This is a genomic window from Spongiivirga citrea, assembly GCF_010671565.1.
GTDB lineage: Bacteria > Bacteroidota > Bacteroidia > Flavobacteriales > Flavobacteriaceae > Spongiivirga > Spongiivirga citrea.
In genome coordinates, this window is the sequence record NZ_JAABOQ010000004.1 from 417600 (window position 1) to 441578 (window position 23979).

Here is a 23979-nt window from a genome sequence, read left to right on the forward strand (position 1 = left end):
CTTTGGAATAAGGCTTAATTTCTATCAAGTTTACTAATACTCTTAACAAATAGCATCCTGTACCCTCGGGTAAAGCATTCCATATCAAATCATATAGAACCTTGAGCTATTACAGTACTTTAATAGTGCAGCTAATACGCTTTTTGGTTTTTGGGAATTTTATAATAAAAGGAATTGCCTCAACACCGGGAACCATATTAAAAATTCGTTGTCCTTCATTTTTTTTCGAATTAATCGCAGCATTTGCTTCGAGTATTACTTGAGAGTTTGATTTCACTATTCTCACTCTATTAGGACTCTCTTGAATTATAGATTCTCCCGAAGGCGATATAATTGGCAGCACCAATTGATCGCCATTATCACCAGTCAAAGGTCGCCTTGCAGTAATAGTTACTTGACTTTTGTCAAAACTATACGTCAATTGGTAACTGTTTGCGTCCTTTAGTACTTGTTTATCACGATTTGTTAATGCAGTTTTAACTTTAAACTGAATGGTTTCATTATCATCAGTTTGCTCAACTTCTGCCTTTAGATCTTGGATATTTGTATACCAAACCCCATTTACATAACGTTCAATTCTCGGCATTAACGCAAAATCTTCTCCAGGCTGACTTTGTTGATTGTTTTTTTCAACTAATAAGTATTCGGCCATGCTCGCTGTAAATAATGGGCCTGTTTTTTCATGCCAAAGTATAGCTAATGATCCTCCTGTAGCAGCGACGGAGTACTTCTTCTTGAATATTTGATCATATGAAGAAACTGTTGCTCGCCAAGGCCCTCTAGCAATAAGCCATACATCAAGTTCAGGAAAGTGTTTAACGCCATCATTAGTACTTCTTGGAATCGGAATATTACTATCAAGCTTTTTAATAATATCAGGATGATTTAACATAAAAGCAATATTCTTAGCATGCGCAAATGTGTGGTGTATACATGCTGGTATATTATGACTCTCATAATGGAGGCCTCCAGCCAAGAGACCATTTACGGTGCACCTTTTTAAAAGCTGCGTATTTAAAAGCACGGCTTTACCAAATGCTGGATTTCTATCAGCCATTAACACAAATGCAGGTTGACATCCATCTGTTGTTCTACTGCCCCAATATGACCATTTATTCTGTCTTGTTCCCCAGCTATTATCCCATCCACCATCTGGTAGCATAAACTCAAGATGCCCAGCTAGTGATTGGTCTAGTAATTTTAATAACTCTTCATCCTGTTCCAATTTGGCATACTGGACGAGACCGTTTAAAGATTCTTCTACATTGTATCCTAAATCAACCGGTAATAAACCTTTTGCACTTACCTCATCAGCAGGTTTGTCTTCTCCAAAAATTAGCATGTTTGGTTTCGTAAGCCAGTTAGGAATTTCACCTGCCAACTGCCTGCTATGCTCTATATAAGCTGTTTCGTCAAACATCCGCCCTAAAAAATTTAGAGCATACACAGCGGTAAACGCATAGTTAATATGACTATAATCAATAGTAAAATTAGCGTGGATAAATTCCGATGCCTTTCGCAGTCGTTTCTTCCAGGCATCATATAGTTCTTTTGACAATATGTGACCATGGTAGTGTAATGCCTCGCCCAAAGCAAGGGCTCCAAACACAGTTATTCCTCTCCATGATTTTGGATCCGGGATTACGGTCCAGCTGCCATCAGGCATTGACACGTTTTCGGACCATTTCATTACTAGAATAGCGGCATCAAGATACTTCCGTTCTCCAGTTGAATCAGCCATGAATAAAAACGGGTACACCGCATCCATACAACGGCCATGTATTTTTTTACAAGCTTCACAATAAAGCGCTCCGTGAATTGTACTGTCCGAAGGTTCATTAATTTGTGTATCGATCAAAGCATCACACCAGGTTTTTAAAAGATCAAATGATAATGCTTCGAATGCTGTTGTGCCAAGATTATTAGGGGCATTTGCATGTGTTTTATTTTTACAAGCATGTACGGAAAGACCTAAACTAAGACAACCTGTAACAGATAGATATATAAAACTTCTTCTTTGCATAAGTCAAATTAAAATAGCGCTGTTAGGCAACGGTGCACTTAGATTTTAGTTATTTGATGGTAAATTATTATTTGAAATTGAAATCTGTTGAGACTTCAAGCCTTCTGATTTAATATCTACAATAATCTCCCCTTCCTTTTTGGTTGATTGAAGTATCAATAAACATTTACCATTAAAAGCCTTTCTTTGATTTATTTTATTAGAGGACAAGTCTAATGGGTCTCCATTCTCTACTCCAATATTTTTTGCAGGTCCTTTGATATCAAAACTGATCAGGTTATCTGCATACGGAACGAAGTTTCCGTCTTTATCTAAAATATTTATTTCTAGATGGATACAACTGGTTCCTGTCGCCGCAACTTCTTTTTTATCAGAAATCACTTCGATTTTTGCTGGTTTATGAGCGGTTTTATATACTTGCTGAGAGACTATTTTACCATCTGTTCTACCGATCGCCTTTAATTCTCCGGGAGTATATGGTACATCCCATGACAGGTTCATTTTGTTATTAGTTGACTTAACACCTAGAGATTTTCCATTTAGAAATAGCTCTATTTCTTCACTATTAGCGTATACCCAGACAGGAATAATAGTCCCTTCTTTACCCGGCCATGTCCAATGTGGCAACATATGCACCATAGGTTCATCATTCCATTGACTTTTATAAAAATAATATGTATCCTTTGGGAAACCACATAAGTCTACGATCCCAAAACTCCAGAACCTAGAGGGCCATTTCTTAATGGCTTCTCCTAGATAGTCAAATCCCGTCCATCGGAACTCGCCAGCAACATAAGCTAAGCTATCAGTCCTTCTCCAGGAATCCCGGGCTGATATCCTTACACTTGAATTATCATAAGAAGAAGAATAAAATTTAGAAAATTCAGGAAACACTTCTTCTTCAGTCAAATCAGGAACTGCTATTCCTTGCTGAGGACTTCGCATTTCAGTTTTTGTTTTATAAACGCCTCTCGTTTGGAAAGAATGAGGAATTTCAGTAGCTATAAATTTGCGATTTGGGTATTTTATTTTGTCTTTTTCATAGAAAACAGAACCACCTCCGCCGTTGTATCCAGCTACATCTAGCAGATCTGAAAAACCTGTATCATTAGCCAAGTGCATAAAACAACATCCAGCAGTAATGGGACGAGTCGCGTCTAAGTCGCGAACAATTTCTAATAAAGGTTTTAGGCGTTCTGGTCCCTCGGGATAACACTGATCGGGGATTTCATTACCAACACTCCACATAATTATAGAAGTATGATTCCGGTCCCTGAGAATTACATCTTTTAGGTCGCGTTTGGCCCATTTTTTAAAATTTTGATGGTATCCATATTTTACTTTTCCACGATTTTTATAATCTACCCATGGCCAAGAGGCAATCCATTCATCAAATACTTCATCCATTACCATAAATCCCATTTCATCACACATCTGATAAAATTCAGGTGAAAAAGGGTTATGTGCCGTTCGTATAGCATTACAACCCATTTCTTTTAGTATTTCTAATCTTCGGCGTAACACATCATCTGGTACCGCTGCCCCAACAGGTCCTCCATCTTGGTGATTGTTTACACCTTTTATCTTAATGTTTTTATCATTGAGCCAAAAACCCGTTTCCGCATCAAAACGTATACTTCGTATCCCGAACGGAGTGCTATCCATGTCGATCATATCACCCTCCTGAAAAATTTTGTGTACTGCAGTATAAAGAACTGGGGTTTCGGGAGACCATAATTTGGGATTGGGCACCTGTACTTGGTGCTGTATAGAAATAGTATCTGCTGAGGGTATAACATTATCTAATTCTTCTTTCAACACTAATTGATTCTTCTCGTCATAAATATCAATTTGAATGCTTACTAAGTGATCCTCCGCATTCTTATTACCAATTGAAGTTTGAATTCGGATATCAGCGTTTTCTTTTGAAATATTTGAAGAAGTGATATAAGTTCCCCATTGTGTCACAGAAACCTTGTTCTTAATTTCAAGCCAAACATTTCTATAAATGCCGCTTCCAGTATACCATCGAGCATTGGGTTGTTTTGAATTGTCAGCTTTTACCAGAATACTATTATTTCCTGATTTCAGGTATGGTGATAAATCATAAGAAAAACCTACATATCCGTTAGGCCTTTTACCCAGATAGTGATTGTTGATCCATACTTCTGAGTCTTTATAAATTCCATCAAAAGTAATAGAGACCAATTTGTTTTTCCAATCAGGATTGTACTTAAATGATTTTTGATACCATCCAACTCCTCCAGGAAAATATCCTCCGAAATGTCCAGATGGGTTTTCTTTAGATATCGTTCCTTCGATACTCCAATCGTGTGGCAACTGCACTGGTTTCCACTCTGTACTGACTAGTTCATTTTTAGAAACTGAGTCGCTCTCAAACAACTGGAACTGCCAATCACTATTAAAAAGTAATTTTTGTCTGATGAGTTCTTTTTTAGTTGTTTCAGAATTACAACCGATGAACAATATTGTCATCAATAGAAGTGTAATTTTTTTATGGCTATTTTTCATTGACAAGGAGTATAATGTTAGTGTAAGTAGAAAACCTCTTCTAACGGAGTAGATACTGGTGATTGATCTGGGTTCACCTCCATAATGTCTGCCATGTACCTCCACCACTTCTGTACAATCTGATTATTGACCAAATCTTGCGAACCACTATTACCAATCACCTTTTGAAATGCAAAAAGGGTCTCCGTTTCTTTGTCAAAAAAAATAGAATACTCTCGAACGCCAACGGCATTCAACAATTCTTTCAGTTCTGGCCAAATCTCACGATGACGTTTTTGATACTCATCTTTGGTACCTTTTTTCAGTTTCATTTTAAAAGCAAGTCGTTGCATGAATTTTATGATCTGATTTTATTAGTATTTCTAAGCCACCTATTGACATGTGTACAGTAACTCTTGGATAGACTTTGGTTTTATATCACTGACGCTACACAATTCGTTATCATTGAAGATGCTACCTGCTCGATTGAATAATAATTTTAATCGTTTTCTCGCTTTTTGTTCACTGTGTATTTGTTGATAGTTCCAGTTTTTTTCACCAGAAGCATACGGTTTTAAAAATTGATATGCCATTTGAATACCACCACCATTTTCGGCTGTATAGCTCCATAAATCAACACCTAGTTTTTTACCAAAATAGGCCAAGGTCGTGAAGCCACTTAAATTCATAGTGCTGTAAGAAAGTGATTTTGTTCTTTCTAGTTCATGTGGTTGTTTACCATCTGCTTCAATTTGCTTGGCTATTCTTGTGGTTTTGGCAGCTTCCAGCACTTCTTTGGCTTCTTTCTCCTTATCTAAAAATAGCATAATACTAATGACCTGAGCATCATAATAAGTAGCGTGATTATTTTTGGTATTCTTTTCAAAAATGCCATTCTTACTTGTTTGAAGCCACTTTAGATATGCTTCAAACCACTTTCTGAGCTTACTACTTGTTTCCTGATCAAGTTTATTTTCTAATTCTAACAGTTCAATGGCAGTAATAACATTGCTAATACCAGCAAATTCTATGATCCCAATACCCCTGCCATTGTTCCTACCCGGAATTCCTTGTGCATAATTCAGATTGGGGTTCATTTTTGTATTTGTATTGATAAACCATGTTTCAAGCAATTCAATAGTTTTTTTAGCATATTTATTCTTACCCGAAAAATAGTATGCAAACGCTAGCGTACTTGTATTACTAAACATCTTATTTTTAGTTTCTAAATCGGTGCTGCTATCACGCGTCAATGGGTTTATTTCACCATCTCTTCGTATCCAGGGGAGGCCGTCTGCTTTGTCAGGATCGGGCCACCAATAGGGTCCTAAGCTTAGATAGTCGTGCTTGTCACCACTAACCGGTTTTTGTTTCTTGTATACAACGCTAAAAACACCTTCCTGAAGTTTCTTATCTGCTTTTTTCAATAATTTTTTAAGTATCTTTTTATAGGGAACTTCACCTTCCTGCATATTTTGTTTTATCTCTTCTAAACGCTGAAAATCAATATTTGTGAGTCCTCTTTGGCTTTTATTACTTCTGTTTTGCCCAGTTACCGAAACATGTATGAATAGACTGCTTACAATACAAAACACTAGTAAGTGATCTTTAAAATTTCTTCTTTTCATAAATATGTTTTCTATTAAAATATGCCATTTTCTATCTGGCAAACATTATTCTATTTCTGAGGTTGTCATCTCGACGACATCACTCGGTTTAAAACCAATGCGATGTGCCTGCACCACTATTTCGGTATCTTCTTCAACAGCAAATGGTTGCTGATAAATACTCCAACTATCAGGAAATTTCCCCTCTTTTGTTTTTATTTTATAGCCAATCGAAGCTCCATTTGTGGTACAACTTATGATTACTTCCCCGTTTGAAATTGCGATTTTTGGTATAGCCGTACTTGGTTGGCTATCTTTACCTTTCCATAATTGATCTATCAACTGCTTTTCGGTTTTTTTGGGCTCGTCATCAATACTTTTCAACCATCTGTCCATTTCGGCTCTTAATTCTATGAGTTTTTCCCTGTTAGCAGGATTCTCGGCCAAATTCACTAGCTCATGAGGGTCTTTTCCACAATCAAATAATTCTTCAACCGGTTTTTTAGCCCTAAACCATTGCTTTTGAGGCTCATCTAATTTATCTTCCTCTCGTAATTCTAATAATTCTTGCATGGTAGGTATTCTTTCTCGATAACTGACAGGTAAGTAATATCCTTGGTCAGGACGGTAATTTCTAATGTACTTAAACTGTTCATCGCGAACAGCCCGAATAACATCGGTAAATGCATCAAAACGATCCGCAGCGGCATGAATATAGTCCCGGTTATTTTTGGATTTATACTTGCCTAAGAAAGCTTTTCCTTGCAGGTATTCCGGTGGATTAATTCCTATTAGCGATAATAATGTTGGAGCAAAATCAACAAAACTTACTAGCTGTTCATCTTTGGTCCCTGCTCTCATTTTTTTTGGAAACCTAATAATCATTGGTGTATTCAAGCCAGAATCATAAATGAGTCGTTTTTGCCTAGGTAAAGGTCCCCCGTGGTCTCCATAAAAAAAGATGATCGTATTTTCGAGTAAACCATCATCTTCTAACTGTTTTAAAATAGCACCTAGCTGCTTATCCATCGCAGCGATATTGTTATATACTTTCCAAAGATCATGTCGCACAACTTGAGTATTTGGTAAATATGGTGGTATCTTGAATTTTGTTTTTTTAGGCAGATATACTGGAGTTTCTTCTGTCGTCATTTTCCCCGATTTCCACGTGTATGTTCTATCACCGCCTTTGTGATGTCTAGTTTCGACATACTTATGACCATATGGTTCAAAGAGCCCAGACTCATGCGTTTCAGTAAAATTAAAGACTGAAAAAAATGGCTGGCCTTTTTTTCGATTTCGCCAATGCGCATATGGACTACTTTCGTCCCAAGCAGTTCTAGGAGCTTTAAATTGGTAATCTGTCTTATAATTATTGGTGCAGTAATAGCCTTGCATTCGAAGCAATTCACTGATCATTTTTACTTCCGAGGGTGGAATTGCTTCATACGCCGGCAATCCTGTTGTCTCCATATATGAATTAGTTCGCATATGATTTGCTCCAATACTTGAAGGATACATACCAGTTGCAATAGCGGCCCTGCTCGGAGCGCAAACTCCAGAAGTAGAATAAAGATTCGGATACACAACCCCTTCTTGTGCTAAACGACTTAAATTAGGAGTTACTATGGTTGAATCACCAAAGGAAGGAATGTAAGCACCCATATCTTCTGTTACTAACCATAGAATGTTGGGTCTTTCTGGTAAAGAAATAGATATTTCTTTTTCCTTTTTGTTTGATTGACATCCAATAAAGAGGCCTATAGCCAATAAAAAAATTGCTAAAATTCTTCTCTTCAAAATAATCATTCTCTCTTCCAATTTATTATCCCCTAGGCTTTTGTTTTCTTACTAATTACGCACTAATAAGGATCCTTGTACTCTCAAATATGTATTAAATCCTCTCTAATTTTACCAGGTAAGATTTACTTATTCCATCAATACTAATAATGGTCGTAGTAGCCTCAATGAACATAGCGAAATTGTTCTGTTGTTTGTTTCAAAGTTCATTCTCTTGTCTTAGAATCACAGGTCCTATTAAACCTGAAACCTCTAATTTAGTTTCATCCTTTTTAGGTGGATTTGTAGTCCAGGTTTTCTTTTCTGTTTCTGGTCGTGAATTATCAAAAATTAATTGATTGCGCCATGTATTCGTTACTTTTACCTGAATTTGATTCTCACCAACCTTTACTGCATTCGTAATATCAAAAGTAAAAGGAGGTGCCCATTTTACTCCAATTTTTTTATCGTTACACCATAGTTCTGCAATATTTGCAACCTTGCCTAGATCTACAATGGTATTTCTTTCTGTTTCTTCTAAATCAAATGATTTTAAATATGCAATTGTTCCTGAATAATGTTTTACAGCATTATTATCAAATAGTGTAAGGGATTTTAAGTCTGTTATATCTAAAGAGTCTGGTGTATCCCAACCTTTATCAAAATGCAATGTCCAATCAGTTTGAAGCGATATGTCTTTAACGGTTATTTTTTTTGTTTCTATAATCCCATCTTGATGAAAATTATACTCACCGGATTTTGAAGCTATAATTTCGTCTCCTCTAAATGATAGCTTTGGTAAGCCTTTTGTATCATGTATATTAAACCATCCTGTTTCTGAATTTAAAATAATACTGTCGTTATATGTTACTTTGGAAGCGTATGGTTTTTTATCTCCTTTTGAAAGTACTACAATAGTGCTTCCGCTAGGGTCAAAAGACAATACTACATTTGTTCTATCCTTTACTACACTCCAAATTTTGGCTTCTTCTTGCTCTCCATTAAAAGCGTTCCATATTTGAGGATTAACATTTGTTGCTCTAAAGCTTAGGGCAACATCCAATGGTTTATCGTGATTTGAAGCAATAAAGTAGATATGTGCGTCGGTTGTTTCCCTATGTATCCACTTGATATTCAATCCATCAGGAACAATAACATCTTGAGCTATTCGTTCTGCCTTAAGTACTTCATCCAACGATGTTCCCCAATATACTTTGCCTTTACCAACATGCTTCACGCCTTTTATCGTATCATCCCATAAGGTGTTTGCTATGGCATGCAGTGCTTTTAAATCATTTTCATCATCCATTAAACTAGGGGAGTCCACAGGTTTATCACCAACTATTACAGCTCCGGCCATCACCAACTCTTCTAATTTTTTAGCTGTTGACAATACCATGTCTTTGGCATCCCTTAATGTAATGATTCGGTAATCACCAGCATTCTCCACATGAATTTTACCATCTTGTACACTAAGTTTTTCGTGTAAAATTTCGGCGTTCAAATAATCAAAGCGATAGCCTTTGGGGAAGTAATCCAAATCGAATGGTGGACGTTCAAAATGATCGCCATAATAACATAAAACGTCTGCTACGTACTCTCCTTGTTGCAATACGTATTGATTACGCGAGAGATAGTCTGTCCAATCTGACATATATTTCCACCATGTTTGCTCCCTCACCAAAGGAAACCCAATACGACTACCAAAGCTAGAACCGGGAAATACATCGGTTTGTGGAGTATGGGAAAACGTATGAAATACCAAGTGATTAACCCCTTTGGTAAAATTATAATCGATTAAGGATTTTACTGAAAAAGGATGCTCTTTCCATTGTACCCCTATCTGAGTGCAAGCCTCAGCGGCCAACATGGGTTTATTGTACAAATGTGTAGCAGATGCCGCCGAAAAAATGGGCTTTGCATATTCATTTTGATTTGATGGTGGTTGTGGATACCAAAATTCGGTCATGGGAATATCACTTACCCCATAATATCGCATAGGATCGATAGGTAATACTTCGCCTCCCGCCCCCTCGGTATATACTTCTGCACCCATATCATGTGCTACTGTAGCAAAGTGTTTAAAAAAATTATCGATGTAAACTTCATCCATCGTTTGGCGAAGGTCTCTCAAAAACTTGCTAGACACTTCTTCACTTCCAACTATATAGCCCATAGTTGCCGGTAAATACGTTTTCATGCTATAACCCCTGCGTTGTTCGAACTCATTAAACATATCTTCAGAGTTCATTGTCCAGGTAGGGATAAAACTCTCCCAACTATCAATTAACAAGCCATGTAATTTGCCATCGCCAATAGGTCCGCCATCTTTAATCAGCTTGCCAATCATTCCATTTCGCAAGTGGTTTTCAATAGCAATCTTATCTAATTTACTCGATTCCCATCCTGTGGCCTCGGGTACAGCTGGCTTATTGGTTCGTCGCATATTTACATGTCCAAAACGAACAATAGTCCAATTTCCTTCAGGTACATCCCAAGTTAGTTTACCGGTAGTACTTAACTTATTTGTTAAATTGATGATTTCCTCAGGTTTAATAATGGTATTTTCTGAGTAATTGTATTTAATGTTTTTTTCCAGACTACGCATTGCTTTGGCAGACTTAGATTCGTGATTGTGCAATCGGGGTTTTGAGGTTAAACGGATAAATTCCGGCATAATACTGTGGGTACCTTCAAAAGTAAAGACAAATTCATTTGAAGTAGTTTCTTGTAATCCTAAAGTGAGGTGTAACTGCCGATCGCTCCAATTTCCATCAGGGAAATTAATCGTAGTGATATCTGTTAGTTGAGCATTTAAAACAGCTTCTACCCTAATTTTTACATCCACAATAGGGTATTGTTTGTCCATTATAATGTGTCTTATGGGAGGAAATACAATGGAGCGCAATGTAACTGGTTCATCAAATTTTATCTTCACCCAAGTATCATAGTCATTTACTTTTGATATGCCCTGGCTTCTATATTCATCTAAAGATTTAGCGAGCCTTGTTGTTCTATCGGTAACAATGATTTTTGAATTTGGATTGAACATATCCATCCACGGCACAATTGTATTGTTACTTTCAACTTTTGAAGGAGATAGTATGTCTAAATCATCACCATCTGGTGTTGGAAATGCTAAAACTTGTACATCTTTATAATCATAATCAGGTGTATGATATAATGAATCAAGTTGAAGAACGTTTTCAAACTTTGTATTTCCGGATACCCTATATACAGATTCTACAATTTCCCGTTGCGCTTCTGCTGCAGGTACCCAAGGCCCGCCTGTCATAGACCAGCCCGGGCAATTTTGCATCGTGAATTTTAAACCTAAACGTTGACATTCATCAGCAGCATGACGTATCATATCTTCCCATTCCGGTGATAAAATTTTAATAGAATCAACCTTAGGATAAGCCCCTCCTGCTTTATTGAACAAGTGTATCCCTTGTAAACCAGCTCTCTTAATGGCTTCTAAATCTAAAGTTAAACCCTCTTTACTAATATTATTTCCGATAAGATGAAACCAGGTTTCCGGCCTATATTGAATTCGCGGCAACTTGAAGTTTTGACTTAGTTCTTCAAAAGTAGGAGTATCATCTTCTTCAATACTCGTCGTGTTTTCGTTAAAAGGTTGACAACTAAGGTAAACAAGGCATGAAAATAAAAAGAAAAGTGGTAAACATTTAGATTTCATTTTACTACATTATTTATCACTTAAAGATAAACAACACGCTACTAGAACTATCCTGTTTTGTCCTGCTACATTCATAGTAATTGCAGATAATTAAAAAATCAAATAAGTCTTTATAATTTTAATTTTACTAATTCATAATTAGTAGCTACACGCATTTCGTCAAAATCTGTAATAATTTCAAAGTCGCAGGCATTTTCATTGTATGATCCCCACTTAGGGTAGACTTCTTTGCCATCATTTGTTCTGTGATAGGCTCTTTTACCATCATCACTTAATGAAACCTGATAGTCTTGAAAATTTGAGTTGGATAATGTTTGTTTTTCATCATTGAACCAAAACTCAATGTAACCTTTTGGATGATTGTTTGCAGTATCAAAATCACGATCTACTTTCACTTTAAAAACTAAACTTACCCAAGTATTTTGTGGGACATTTTTTTTCCAAATAATTGTTTTCCTTTTATTTATTGAGCCTGGGCGATTGAAGTTTGGCTCTGCTGGCCCATACGCATTTATAGTTAACTCATTACCGTCATATCCAATGTTAAAAGGATAATGTTGTTTATTAGAATCTATATCTATTCCTTGATCTGTCTTCCATTGAAATACCGTAATACCTTTATCCAAATTTGGAGAATATTGAATCCTCCACCTCCAGGCAATAAAATATTCTTTACCATTTTCTGGTATAAAACCGTTCATTCGGGCGAACTCTGCTCTCTTTCTAGAAGTTGGTTTTTTAATACTCCAATATTTCCCATATTGAATATCAGTTGGTGTAGTCACAAGAGGTGGTTTTTCAGGATCATCAACACATCTATCTCCGGTCGGATTACTGTTGCCATCAGGATCTAACCTTCTAAATACGTCTCTAACATCTTTATCAGGATCACCAAACCACAGAATTTTATCTTCAATTACTGTGTTATTATCTATTAAAATTGGAGCTTTCGTAACACTATCATTATTTGAACATCCAAATAAAAATAAGACAAACAAGTATATAAAGGTATTATATAACATAGTTAATCTCTTTAATTATTCTATTGATTATCAAGTTTCAATATTTCGCTTCCGGCCATCAAAAAAGCGCCAGTACCAAAATTTTGCCAGCTATCAAACGAAGCTGGTTCTGGAGAGGCTCCAATATTCTGCACCCATCCAACGCGACCATCTTCATGCTGACAATCTGCCAAAGCATTCCACGCTTTTTTTAAAGCAGGCGTGTACTTCGCTTTATCCAACAATCCATTATTGACGCCCCAAGCGAGTGCGAATGTATAAAAACCACTACCGCTTACTTCTCCATGATCATAAGATTCCGGGCTTAACAAACTAGTTCTCCACAAACCATCTTCAGGTTGAATACTCAAAATTTTAGCCGCCATTTCCTTGTATAAATTTTCATAGAAGCTCCGGTGTTTATAGTCGTTGGGCATATCTTCTAATAGCAATGCTAAGCCCGCAAGTACCCATCCATTGCCTCGAGACCAAAATATTTTCTTCCCATTAGGTTCTTTCATGTCTTTTTTCGATCCAGTCCAAACAAAACGCATATCGCGGGCAAATAAATGCTCTTCTTTATCATACAACTGATTGTATGTTTCTATATAAAACTTATGCATATCGTCTACATACTTTGGCTGTTTTGTATGTTTTGCATACAAGTTGATTACCGGTGGTGCCATAAATAAAGCATCACACCACCACCACAAAATGGTTTTTCCCATCGCACTTTTATCTTTACCTTCTTTCCAAGCATCAGGCTCATATAAATGAGCGTCAATAAACTTTTTAGTTGGCTCTAAATCCACAAAATTTCTTCTTCGGTCAGTCATATCGATGTATAAATAGCTATATGAAATAGCAACATCATCCGCATGATGCAATCTTTTAAACGTTTGCCAATTGTTCCAATAGCCTTGATTCTTTAAGGCTGCCATATACATCATAGCCTTCGTGGCTTTGTGAGCGCGGGCCACCCCAACATAATAGGCTCCGTTGGTCCAGTCTGTTGGCGCTAAGGCCATTATTGGATGGGCTTCCTGCCATTCCAACGCCTTGATCATTGATTCTTCAATGCTTTGATTATATATTGGATTTTGAGCCGTTGAGCAATTAATAAAAAAAGCACTTGACAGTATAGCCAATACTATTAATCTTATATTTTTTAAATGTTTCATTTTAAGTCTCTTTAATTATTTAGTCTAAATGTACCTGAAAGTCCTTGGATTGACGAGCTTCCTACCATTACGGTGTAGTCACCCTCCTCTAAAACTTTGGTCATCTCTTTTCCTGTGAATTCAAGCATCTTAGGAGTAACACTAAAAGATACTGTTTTGGTTTCCCCTGGATCAAGTGCTATTTTTTTAAAGCCCTTTAATTCTTTATTCGGAGGAGAAACCGACCTGATTTCATCTTTTATGTATAATTGAACAATCTCTTTTGCTTTTACACTACCAGTATTAGTGATCGATACACTAACTGAGATTTCTGTTTCTGGTGTTAGTTCGGCATTGGATATTGATAAATCTGAATACTCAAAAGTTGTATAGCTTAATCCGAATCCAAATGGATATAGAGGACCTTCTTCTAAAAAGAGGTACCCCTTTTTGTAGTTGATTTCTTTTTGACTGTAATGAAACGGAAATTGTCCGATAGATCTTGGTACTGTTACTGGCAATTTACCTGAAGGAGAAACTTCTCCAAAGATAATTTTAGCGGTTGATTCGTCACCAAACTCACTTAGATCCCAGATATCCAAAATAGCATCGGCTTGTTGAGCTATTGTATTAATTGAAAGGGTACGACGATGTTTTAATACCACTATAACAGGCTTACCGAGGGCTTTTATTTTTGTTACCAACTCATTTTGCTGACCCACAGGCTCTATAGTCGCACGATCGCCTAGTGCGTTATTAAAATACGCTTCTTTAGCGGTATGCTCATCACCACCTAAATACAATACCACTAGATCTGATTGCCTAGCAATGTTTATCATTTTACTAATAGCCGTTGGATTTTTCTCTAACAAACTTGGAACACCCTTTTTCTCATCGGTCAAGCTAAATCCTTTTGCTGCCATAAAAGTAATATTAGATCCCGCAACAGATTCAAAAGCTGTCTTTGTGTGTTCGCTTAAAAGTGGTCCCAACAAAGCTATTTTTGTTGGCTTATTTTTATTTAGAGGTAGGATTTGATTATCATTTTTAAGCAAAATAATTGATTCGAGATCAGCTTCTTTAGCCAAAGCTAGAGAAGATTCTGCTCGCACACCTTTGTTAACTTTATCTAAGTCGATATAGGGATTATCAAACAATCCTAAGATGTATTTTGTGCGCAAGACGCGCCGTACCGCCTGATCGATCAATTTTTCAATCTCCGGATTCTCTTCTACCATTTTAGGGAGTAGTGCGTATGAATCTTCTGCATACAAATCGACATCAATACCTGCCTCTAATCCCATTAGGGCAGCCGCTTCAGGAGATTCAGCGACTTTCATAAAGTAAAATAGTCGCGCGATGTCATTCGAATCTGAGACCAAATAACCATCAAAGCCCCACTCATCGCGTAAAACACTCGTTAACAAATCCGGATTTCCATGACTGGCAATACCATTCAAGTCGCCATGTGACGCCATAATTCCTAAGGTTCTAGCATCTTTAACAGCAGCTTCAAAAGGAGGGTAGATTTCATCAATCAAAGTACGTGGAGAAATCTCGACTGCCGCAAAATTTCGACCTCCAAGTACTTGCCCGTAGCCAGCAAAATGCTTTGCAACAGCCCCGATATGAGTACCAGCACCAAGCCCCTCATAATCACCTTGTACCCCTTTAATAGCATTAGTTACCATTTGAGTAGTGAGATAGGTATCTTCACCAAAGGCTTCACTCATTCTGCCAAATCGTGGATCCCGAACAATATCTGCTTCTGGAGAATGGCACATATGCATGCCGCGCAGTCGGGCTTCCTTGCCAACCACATCCCAAATACGATTTACAAGATCTGTATTAAAAGAGGCAGCTGATGTTAAGGGCCTTCCAAATTTCGTACAGCCTTCTGCATCTACACCATTATAGGATTCGGTTACGAATAGCGCAGGAATTCCCCAGCGGTTATTATCGATAATGTACTTTTGTAATTCATTATTTAATTTGGCCGCAGCCAGTGGACTTATATGCTCTCCCGGATTTTTAATCCCTGCAATTCCTAACTTCAACTTTTCCTTTACACGGTCAGAAAGCAGTAAACTTCCATTTTCATCTGATTTTACTCCAATAGTGGCATGAAAAATTCTCATTTGAGCAACCTTTTCTTCAATAGACATTTTTGATAAAAGCTCATTTACCTTGTCATCAATTTTAGTAGATTGATCGGCACCGTCAATGGTTAACTCACCTTCACTTTCACATGAAAGAAAAATGGCAATGATTGCTATTAAGACAAATTTTGAAAATTGTTTCATTTAATAGTAGTTTGGATTTATTTAATATTCAAATACAAAATAATCGAGATATAAAGCACCTGTTCCCAGGGGGGTTAAGGAAAAGTAAATGTCTTCTTTTGAGTTCATTTTGGGTAATGACATAGATAACTGCTTCTTGCCATTGTCATCATTTTCAATACTGAATTGCTTAATAGCTATTGGCTTGGCATTCTTATTCCCAGTTCGCACCTCTATTTTAAACAGCCCTTTTTCCTTATTAATAAAGGAAAATCTTATTTTTTTTGCTTTTTCTAGACCTTCAATATTTGGGAAACAAAGATTTCCAATAGCTCCATCCGTGCGCACCACAAACTGATTTTCATTGATTTCCTTTTTTACAATTGCACTTGCTTTAAAGTAATCTTCTGCTTCAATTTTACCTTGATGGGCTTCATAGCGCCCTACTCCTATCCCATCAATACGGATTGGTGCTATTTCGCCATTTTCTTTATAGTGTACATAGCTTATAAATGCATCTCTGAAATAACGATTCCCTGTTTGACTGATATCACAATAGGTAAAATACCACTGGTTGTTCCAAGTGAAAAAATTACCATGTCGACCTTGTAAAAACCCATTTGGCCAGGTAGGTTTTTCGTAACCGGGAGCAAAACTTGTTTCCTTTATAACAGTATCTACATAATTATACGGTCCGTACAAACTGTCGGACATTGCATAAAAACATCCCCATGATAGATAGTACTTGCCCTTATATTTGTGCAGAGATGGTTTATCATCAGTTGGCTTCTCTTTATTCTTCCCGTCCTGGTTATATGGCCCTCTTGGATTGGTAATTACGATCCTCTTTGGTTCTTCAGCGAGGCTTATCATGTCTTCATTTAAACGGGCTATATAATAATCCCAAACACCAAAAATGATGTAATGCTCATCATTTTCTTCGTAAATGGACATGTCATACTCGTGTGTTGGGGTCAGTTCAGATGATAAAAGCGGCTTTCCTAAAGGATCCTTCCAAGGACCAGTCGGGCTATTACCCACAACAACACCGGTTTGTCTGTTTCTTTCGGAAAAATACCAATAATACTTACCATTCTTAAACCCCACATCAGTAGCCCAACAATCTGCAAATGGCTTTCCTATGTAGGTATCTTCTGGTTTTAAAACACTTTTTAAGCTCCAATTTACTAAGTCGGGAGATGACCATACCCACCAGTCTTCCATGATAAACTTGGTGTTATTTGGTGATTTGTCATGCGAAGCATAAACATAAGCAGTATCGTTAAAAATATGTATATGAGGATCGTTTAAGCCTTGGTTTGGAACAATAGGGTTTTGAGAATTTACTACCTGAAATGCCAAAAACAATGGGATCACAAATACGAACCATCTTTGATTAAAAGAACTATTAGGATAAAGTGCTAAAAATTGTTTCATTCTTATGCTTTACTGCTATTTTAGAAAGTGTTGAATTGGTATTTCTTCTGTTAGTTCCTTAATTTCAATATTTCGATAGAATATTTCAGCTGTTTCTGATTGAAAACCTAAAATACCTTCACCATGAGTTAATTCGGTACCTATATTAACAATCTCACCATTCAATTTATGTATAGCATAGCGATCCCCCATTACAATTACCTCACAATCATTCCATTGATTATTCAGAGCATTAAACCTTGCTGTCGCCAATGCTCTATGTTCAGATTTCTTAGGAGGTTGTACGGTTCCACCATCTCTAATTGGTAAATAGGCACCATTTTCATCTGCAGTCCATTTTATGCGGACATGAGTTGCCCAAAAATCTCCTGTATGATTTTGGTTTTTGGTATGATCATATCTAATTTGATACTCTAATCCCCTAGGCCAAATTTTATCATCATAAACATGATAATACAAACCAGCGTCGTATTGAAACTGATCAAAATTATTTGCGATTTTTGTTCCCCATTTATATTGAAACCTCAAGATAAACTTGTCGAACTTCTTTTTGGTGTAAAACAAACCATGTGTACCATTCTCGCCAGAATTAAGATCAAGACTATCTGGTGTATCTTTAAAAACATGAATGATACCATTCTCAATTGCATAAACCCTTTTTGCCATTTCCGGATCGTTATTTCGAAGTTTATGATACCAACCGTCCCAGTTTTCACCATTAAACAGAGAAACAAAGCCTTCGTTATTCGTAGCTAATTTCTTTTGGGGTTTACATGAAGCTAATAATAAAAATACTAGTAGTATGAACAAACTTCTAACCAAACTATCTATTCCCATATTGCCTAATTTATTCACAATCAAATACACTTAAAGGGTTAGATAGCTCTGTCGGGTCTGAAACTTCAGTTTTAAACAGTATGAAGCGATCAAGGGCATGAAAGGAGGATCGTGCTGAAACTTCCATATTATAAACCCCGGGACTATCAAAACGAACAAATATGTTATGCGGATCATTATCGCTTGTTGCTGATCTCCATAACCATACATTGGCATTATTCATATAAACTTTGAACCAGCCATCAGCTCCAGCACCTTCGGGAAGAGGTGTCTTTCCTGATCCTTTAGGGTATACTATACTGCCATCATCTTTCTCAGCATAAAAATCAGCTGCCGTGGGAAAACGTAACCAACTATCATTAAAATCAGTATTACTTGTTCCTTGGGCAATTTTTGAGCGCCAAATAAATTGATAAGTACCTGTTGTACTAATTTTAATAGGATAGATCAATTTGGCATTACCAGGAGCGTTGAAATAGTCATTACCTGTCCAAACCAGATAGCGGTCCCCTGAGGAGCCTGCAATTACGTTGGTAGACTGCCAACCATTTTTAGAAATTATACTTTCAAACTCAACGTTTACAAATCCGTCTTTTTCTTGATAAATATTTTGTGTACAATTATTCTCCGATTCTTCTTCCTCTAAACTGCTATTTTCATTGTCGCCCTTACAAGCAACAAACACCATTAAATATAGAAATGCAAAATACATAGTTAAACGTTTCATTTTACTCATTGCTTTAAAAGTATTAATAACGATTTCATTCATATAAGGTTTCGGAGGTAATCGCTTTAGAAAATTGAATGCTTACAAGGCCTATAAGTCCGGATGATATTAATGGGTCTTCTTTCTTGTAAAAAGGCTCGGTAGTAAAAGCGGTACGCTTACCTGCTGGTCGAGGTTCATTATTCGTATACCAGGAAGGCATCGTCAAGTTCTTAGCGCTAGGCGGACCTAACTTATATCCACCATTATTTGAGTCAAATGCGATTACTAAAATGACACAGATATATTGCAGTATTTTTTTAAAACTCGCGGCCATGGTAACGATAACATATTTTTCCTCGCTAAAGATATAATTTGAAGGAGCTACATCTATCCCGTCCTGTCCTGCGCAATTACGCAAATCGAAAACTCTCTGGGCAATTCTGAAGCTCTAACTTCATATGAAATGAATCCTTTTTTTAGAAGCACTATGTTATTATTCTGAATCAATATCCACTTTAGTATTCTGAGTAGCATTCATTTTATACTTGGGTAGTGAAAAGTCAATGAATGCCTTTATTGATTTACTGTCTGAGGCCATAACTTTCAATTTTTTGTAAGTAAGTAGATAACCTTCTCCGATATAGACATCTTGCAATTTGTTTGCTGTATCTATTGTGATAATGGCAAAATGACCTTGAAACGAAAATCCATATTCCTTATTGACATACTGCTCATCATCATTTTGTATGACACAAAACTGTGTTATGTCTTTACCATTAATACGACTTGAAACCTTAAAACCCTTGAAAACCCCATCTTGCTCTAATTCCTTAACAGATTGAACTCCAGCGGCAGCATCTTTTTCGAAAGTAGGTTCGTAAACCACCGCAAAAGGGTTGCTCCAGGCTTCTCCTTGCTGCCTGATCACCAATGTTGGTGTCAACTTATTACCATATGGTTTCGGAGCTTCATAGGTTTTAGGAGCCATTACTTTTGTATATTCCCTATCATCATTTCCAACAATAAAAAGATTCATAGAACCCTCCTTCTTTTTTATTCCTTTAATTTTAAATTGGACCTTTACATCCTTCTTGTAGGGCTCAGAAGTTTGAACATTCTTAAAGAAGTGCCAACCTGGATTTCTATACGACCTATTCTGTTTCCATTCAATGTTGGTATTAGCTTGATACCGCTCTTTATCAACCTTTAGTTTTAAATCTTTATTGAGAAAAACTAGTTGATCACCAATATTGTGATATAGATAGTCATGAAATTCATTTGGCAAAGACGATTTTGAACGAAAAACATCAAGGTAGTATCCAGTCGTTTCAGAAGTTTTAACGATAGCCATGGTTCTTTCTTGGGTTGCCTCTGCTTTCTCACCTCTATCATCGGTAAAGCGTGTTGTCGTAAACGAATGCCATGGAGATCTTGCCTCTTGCATAGGATGCGGTTCCATTGCCAAAAGTTTTGTTGAATTCATTCCTAAATTGACCCAACCTCCTTCTCCTTGACTAGCTCCATTAACGATAACCGTGTTGTGGGCAGCGAAAATACGGGAGTAATTTTCATGGATATCCTTTCGATAAGAACCTCGACCATTGTCAACCCCTAGAACCTCACCTAGCCCATACAATTCCATATCCATCCCGCTAGCATGGCCATGGACCATATGGCCTCCACCAACAAAACACATGAGAGCATGTTTGGGATTTTTAGCAGTACCTAAGTTGCGCTGTAAAAATACACCGGCATGTGTAAACTCATCTGTTCTGGGCAATTCGACATGTTCGTAAGCATATTTCGGAATGGAATTTAACCACAATAATCGCGTCGGCTCCCAATACGGCTGGGCCGATGTAGTACGTTTACCAAGATGAGAAGGGTCGTATGAACCCGTGCTGATCGCTTCATTTAGCAGTGCCCCGAACTTTTCAGTCAATTTAGAAACACTATCCTGGACACCCAATGCGTAGGCCATTTCATAAGCACTATACGGTGTTTTAAACGTTCTTTTACCATCGCCAAAACGTATGATTTCTCCATTAGGATAGCGGACACTTTTCCATCGATCCAACGAAAACGGAATTTTATAATAGCGCGATCCAAGTCTTAAACCAGCGTCATACTTATTTAATAGGATCATGAGTCGTGTCGTATAATTGGCTACGCCATTTGAATATTGTGAGGTTTCCGGAAATACATCTCCATCCTTTTTATACTTTATGGCAACATCGGGTAAGGCATCTTGTTTATCACTGCTTTCGTACAAATAGAAATTTAAAAGCTTCTTACGCTCTTCTAAATCGTCTACTGCCAGTGCATTTCCCACCAGACTAAAGGATTCTAAAACGGGCCAATTCGACCCACGGTGACCGTGTTCAATAGCTAGTCTAGCGTATGTTTTGAATAGTTCCTGGGCTTTTTCTTTCGAAAAATTGACCTTTGTTTTCTTCCCGAGATCATAGGCTTTTTTACCGATGTCAATATAGGACGCCACAAAATCATAAATGATAGGCATTTGTGCTCCAATCACTCTGGCTTCTCGTAAATGATCATTCGGATACACCCAACCACCATTACCGGTATTATCGGAAGGTTTCAGTTGACTAATCCCTTCTACAAAGGCATGTAATATATCTAAAGCACATTGTGCATATTTTTCATCTTCGGTTAAAAAATATAGCACCCCACAATCAACTCCGATCTGAAGGGTCTTCTTCAACGCAAATCGTTCTTCAGCATTTTGATCGTTAAACCTAACAAACTGTTTAAGAGGCGGGGTCTGTCCTTTACGTTGCTTATCCCAGTCGAAAGGTATTTTTTTTAAAAATTGTTCTGGCGATTCACTGTATTGTGCGAGGTCATGATCCGTTCTTTCTTTAAACGATTTATAAAAAGTAGTGGCCCACGCTTGCGATTTTATTTTATGTAAGATCTCAGCTTTATCATGTTGATCAACCCAAATAAAAGGACGTTGCATTTTTTGTGCATACATACCTATGCTCATCACGAAGCATATACTGTATATTAAAATGTTGAACCTTCGAATCATAAACGATTTTTATTCGGCACGTTGTACTAAGATCGCCCAATCTTTGTCTACTGCCGACGGTGGACTCCCCAAAGCCACCATACCAGTCGCTTTTACTGATGTTATCGACCCTTCAAGAAGATCTCCACCATTTCTGGGATCAAACCATCTTATAGTAAAACTTTCATCTGAATTCCCCAGATTCAATTCGATCTTATCTGCTTCCGCTTCAGTGTAAATAGCATAAACCTCGCCTTCTTTTGCAAGGCAATACGAAATTTCATCGGCGGTTAAGCTATTGTTGGGTTCCATTTGCCAAAACGGAATGTGCAGATTAAAAAACTGCAAAGTGTATCTGTTCTGATCCCAAAACAAGTCCCGGCTTCTAAAATCCTGACAGGTCAAATCAGAGTTTGGACTCGCATATCCGAAATACCATTCAACGCCATAGCCGCCAGCCATTAGTGTACCCCACATGGCTCTGCCACGAGCAAAGTTATGTTCAGGATCTTCATCATCGGGTAGAAGCGCAATTTTGGCCTTTCCTGGCTCATCAACAGCCAAGGCCCATTTCTTACCAGTAGCATTCGATTTCTTGCGCCACTTCAGTACTCTTGGATATACATCTCTAAATTCTTCATCACTTAGTTGTAAAGAGGCACCTGTTAGTGGCGACTGGTCGCCAATTAACTCTGCGTAACGATCATCCTTATTCGGAAAGGTATGAATGACTAAGTGACTGTTATAGGCATCTAAATCCGCGACATACCTAGCTGCTTTTTTAACCTCATCGATCGGCTGATTGTTTTCTTCTCCCAGATTCCAATTCATGGCCAAATGATGGCCAAATCGAGCAATCAGCTCTCTGTAATATAATTTACTCTCAATACCGAAGACGCCATTATCCATTAAATGATCTGTCTCAGTTTCGTGTGTTTTAAAATGCAAAAACATACCTTTTGTTTCGGCAAATTCAAAAATACGTTCCCATTGCTCTAATTTTGAAACATCGAACCGTGTTTTATGAAACATGGTTTCCCAAGCTTCCTTATTTTTTTTTATGCTGGCATACGCCTCATATTCTTTTACTGGCACTTTTAATAGATGTGGAAAAATATTCCGATCATCTCCATCAACATTGAAGGTTAAAAATGAAAATACGTTAAGTCCTTCACTCGCCAAATAATTGATCGCCCCCAACAAATTTTTACCTTTTGTTTCTTGCCAAACAAATGGTGCAGCACTTTCATCATAGTCTCTAGCATGGGGCTCCCATGCTTTTTGGAAATCTAGTGCATTTGTAGAGACGTCAATATCAGTAAATGCCAATAAGTTTTCTGGTGCATCAACACCTAGTTTGATAAAATATTGCTGGGTTTCAGCGAACTTTAAGTACGATTCTCCAACATATTGTAACCGACCTTTAGCGCGATTGTCAATACCAGTTTTATCAGATTCGGTTATGGTAAAGCTCCCCGTCTGACTATCCATAAAACCAGCACTAGAGGCATCACTTAAGCTCTCTGCTATCGCAATATTTTCGCCTTTTTTAAATGATGTTGTATAGGTCCATTCGCCAACCGCATCGGGTGTAAAACGTACTTGCCATATATGACCGCTATCACTACTAGTTTCGGCAGCATTACCATCGGTAGCATAGAATCCAGGAATAAGGTATTCATTTCCGTTGTTTTTAAAAGTCACGTCGAGGCGATAATTTAGAAAGGGATTCTCTTCAGCCATTTCACTTGTTTCCGGTCCTTCAAAGTTTAAGGTAACTCTGTGCCATTTTTTAAGTTCGCCTTCAATCTTAACCTCTTTTTGTTGTGAAGAACACGAAAAAAGGATTAGAGCTACGAATGAAATCAATTGAAATTGTAATTTCATAGGGTTAAATTT

The 23979-nt window shown here is 37.3% G+C and carries 15 protein-coding genes; all 15 read right to left on the reverse strand.

Annotated elements, in window-relative coordinates; all coding sequences use genetic code 11:
• Positions 1–109 precede the first annotated feature (109 nt).
• The 15 genes from GWK10_RS11335 to GWK10_RS11405 all read right to left on the reverse strand — a co-directional run bounded on the left by GWK10_RS11335 (position 110) and on the right by GWK10_RS11405 (position 23967).
• Positions 110–2023: a hypothetical protein gene (locus GWK10_RS11335; protein WP_164032479.1), complete on the reverse strand. Its 1914-nt coding sequence runs from the start codon at positions 2021–2023 to the stop codon at positions 110–112.
• Between the two features lie 45 nt (positions 2024–2068).
• On the reverse strand, positions 2069–4555 hold the full coding sequence (locus tag GWK10_RS11340; RefSeq protein WP_164032480.1) for a glycoside hydrolase family 2 TIM barrel-domain containing protein: 2487 nt from the start codon (positions 4553–4555) through the stop codon (positions 2069–2071).
• Between the two features lie 17 nt (positions 4556–4572).
• The gene (rhaM, locus tag GWK10_RS11345) at positions 4573–4887 is read right to left on the reverse strand and encodes an L-rhamnose mutarotase (RefSeq protein WP_164032481.1); all 315 of its coding nucleotides are present in this window, start codon (positions 4885–4887) and stop codon (positions 4573–4575) included.
• 39 nt (positions 4888–4926) lie between these two features.
• Entirely contained in the window at positions 4927–6162 is a 1236-nt protein-coding gene (locus tag GWK10_RS11350; RefSeq protein ID WP_164032482.1) for an alginate lyase family protein, read from the reverse strand.
• Positions 6163–6207: 45 nt separating this feature from the next.
• The gene (locus GWK10_RS11355) at positions 6208–7950 is read right to left on the reverse strand and encodes a sulfatase-like hydrolase/transferase (RefSeq protein ID WP_164032483.1); all 1743 of its coding nucleotides are present in this window, start codon (positions 7948–7950) and stop codon (positions 6208–6210) included.
• A 190-nt stretch (positions 7951–8140) separates the two neighbouring features.
• Positions 8141–11620, reverse strand: a complete 3480-nt coding sequence (locus tag GWK10_RS11360; RefSeq protein WP_164032484.1) for a glycosyl hydrolase — start codon at positions 11618–11620, stop codon at positions 8141–8143.
• Between the two features lie 110 nt (positions 11621–11730).
• The gene (locus GWK10_RS11365; RefSeq protein WP_164032485.1) at positions 11731–12642 is read right to left on the reverse strand and encodes a heparin lyase I family protein; all 912 of its coding nucleotides are present in this window, start codon (positions 12640–12642) and stop codon (positions 11731–11733) included.
• 20 nt (positions 12643–12662) lie between these two features.
• Positions 12663–13802 (reverse strand): glycoside hydrolase family 88/105 protein, encoded by a 1140-nt coding sequence (locus GWK10_RS11370; protein WP_164032486.1) that lies wholly within the window; start codon positions 13800–13802, stop codon positions 12663–12665.
• An 11-nt stretch (positions 13803–13813) separates the two neighbouring features.
• Entirely contained in the window at positions 13814–16084 is a 2271-nt protein-coding gene (locus GWK10_RS11375; RefSeq protein ID WP_164032487.1) for a glycoside hydrolase family 3 N-terminal domain-containing protein, read from the reverse strand.
• A 21-nt stretch (positions 16085–16105) separates the two neighbouring features.
• Positions 16106–17500: a family 43 glycosylhydrolase gene (locus GWK10_RS11380; RefSeq protein WP_164032488.1), complete on the reverse strand. Its 1395-nt coding sequence runs from the start codon at positions 17498–17500 to the stop codon at positions 16106–16108.
• Positions 17501–17515: 15 nt separating this feature from the next.
• Entirely contained in the window at positions 17516–18337 is an 822-nt protein-coding gene (locus GWK10_RS11385; RefSeq protein ID WP_204263124.1) for a 3-keto-disaccharide hydrolase, read from the reverse strand.
• 10 nt (positions 18338–18347) lie between these two features.
• Positions 18348–19064: a hypothetical protein gene (locus GWK10_RS11390; protein ID WP_164032490.1), complete on the reverse strand. Its 717-nt coding sequence runs from the start codon at positions 19062–19064 to the stop codon at positions 18348–18350.
• A 34-nt stretch (positions 19065–19098) separates the two neighbouring features.
• Complete coding sequence (locus GWK10_RS11395; RefSeq protein WP_164032491.1) at positions 19099–19464, reverse strand: hypothetical protein; 366 nt, start codon at positions 19462–19464, stop codon at positions 19099–19101.
• Positions 19465–19539: 75 nt separating this feature from the next.
• Positions 19540–22101 carry a heparinase II/III domain-containing protein gene (locus tag GWK10_RS11400; protein ID WP_164032492.1) on the reverse strand — a complete coding sequence of 854 codons (2562 nt, stop codon included), beginning with the start codon at positions 22099–22101 and terminating at the stop codon, positions 19540–19542.
• Positions 22102–22110: 9 nt separating this feature from the next.
• Complete coding sequence (locus GWK10_RS11405) at positions 22111–23967, reverse strand: DUF5060 domain-containing protein (protein WP_164032493.1); 1857 nt, start codon at positions 23965–23967, stop codon at positions 22111–22113.
• Positions 23968–23979 lie beyond the last annotated feature (12 nt).